This window comes from Campylobacter sp. RKI_CA19_01128 (genome assembly GCF_025771175.1).
Taxonomy (GTDB): Bacteria; Campylobacterota; Campylobacteria; order Campylobacterales; family Campylobacteraceae; genus Campylobacter_D.
In genome coordinates, this window is record NZ_JAKMPU010000029.1 from 1 (window position 1) to 2,017 (window position 2,017).

Annotated in this window: 1 protein-coding gene; it reads left to right on the forward strand. The window is 27.4% G+C overall.

The window, feature by feature from the left end; all coding sequences use genetic code 11:
• The coding region (locus L8U98_RS08120) for a hypothetical protein (RefSeq protein ID WP_263725502.1) at window positions 1-2,017 on the forward strand (2,017 nt) is incomplete at both ends.

Genomic DNA, 2,017 nt, shown 5'->3' on the forward strand with positions numbered 1-2,017 from the left:
TCTTTAAAAAACCTAGAAAAGACAATGAAGCTTTAGATGAGGATCAAGTTATTGGAAATAAAGCGCAAAGCTTTATTTATAGAAACAAAGAAGACAAAGAAGCAAAAGATCAAAAAAACCTACTGGCTTTAAATTTTGCTAAACACAATAAAGATCCTAGAAAATTCAGACATCATCTTAGCCCACGCACTAAAAACTTTGTATCTCGTTATGAAGTTATAGATCATGTAAAAAATACTAGCATTAGTGGTTATTCTCATACTGTTTTTAAAGATACAAGTAAAAATGATAATACTTATATCTTGGCTTTTCGTGGTACTGAAACAGGTGGAACACAGCTATTAAAAGATGCATTTTTTACAGATGGTTTTATTGCTTTGAGGCTTGGAATTCCGCAAGTGGTGTCTTTGATGAATTATAGTGATGAAGTTTTAAAAATCATTAGAGAAAAGCATGGGAGTGATGATTTTAAAATAGATATTGTGGGGCATTCTTTAGGAGGACATTTGGCTCAATGTTTTTGTATCTTTGGGCAAAAAAAATATATTCAAAAACTTTATACTTATAATGGAGCTGGTATAGAAGGTGTTGTAATAAGTCTTGTAAATATTTTTATTAGAGTTATTAGAGTTGTTTTTAAATTACTCATTAAAGGTATTAAAAAACTTTTTGGTTTTGGTATGACTAGAAAAACTTTAGATAATTGCTCTAAAGTTTTAAATGTGGAAAATGGAACAGATGGTTTGATCGAAGAATGTAAAAATTCACAAGGACAAATAGATCAAAAAAGACTTGATGAATGTGCTTTAAACATAAAACAAGCAAGTAAAGGCAAAACAAGTATAGAAATACATCACATAGAAACTATAGCTAAACCTATCCCTGATAAAGAAGATTTTTCACGAGAATATAGACAAGCATTAGAGTCATCAAGATCTGTGATAGCTGATTTGGGTTATAAATATGGCTTAGATATTAAAGATAAGTTTGATTATAAAAATACAGACAAGTTGCATTTAATTCATATAGGAGAGCTTGAAAAAAATTATTTGCTAACTAGCCATTTTATGTATAATATAGTTTGGGCGAGTTATTTTTATGAGCATTTGATAAAAAATAATGAAAATATCAAAGAATTTAAAAAGGATATTGCTTGTGCTATGGATTATCTAAATTCTTATGCACAAAATTTAATCGACTTAAGTGAGAAAAATAAGCTTTTACCAGGAGATCAAATAAATATCCAAGATGAAAATCAAAATTATATTAGCGTAGTATTGGATAAAATTTTTGATAACTTGTGTAAAAATAGCGTATATAACAAGAAAGAATTTAATCTTATTTATAAAGATATACAAGAGTTGTTTTATGTAGGTGAATATAAAAATGTAAATAAATTTGTTATTCCTGATTCTTTTTTGGTTTTGGAAGCTATGCAAATTTATATAAAAATACTAGATAAACCTATATTAGAAAAATTATCTAATAAGGACTTCAAGCAAGATTTAGATCATGCTGAAGCAGTTTATAAGTGGTTGCCTTTTATTGTTAAAGATAAAAATAATCAAAAAATACTTACAGAAGATAATATAGGGAAAATCTTAAATTATAACTCTGAGTGCTTTAAATGTCTTAGCTTGGAAAATGATTTGGATTTTTTTCAAGCTAGAAAAAAGCAAATGATTAATTTGATTTATGAAAATAATTGCACAAGTTATTATCTTAATAAAAACCAACCCATTAAAACAAAAGTAAAATTTAATTCTTCAAGTTCGACTATATTTGTTAATTTGCCAAAAGAAGAAGTTTTTATTTTTGCTAATTGTAGGGATTTGATTGATTGTGATGAGATTTATAAAAGAGTAGCTACTAAAGTAGGCATTGCAGTTGAAGAACTCCAAAACTACCAAGCTTATATCTTTTTAAACTCTACCCTCCTTACAGGCTCAAGTGAACTTCCTAATAATCCTTTTTACTTTGGAGAATTAGATCAAGATAATGCCATAAAACAAGATAT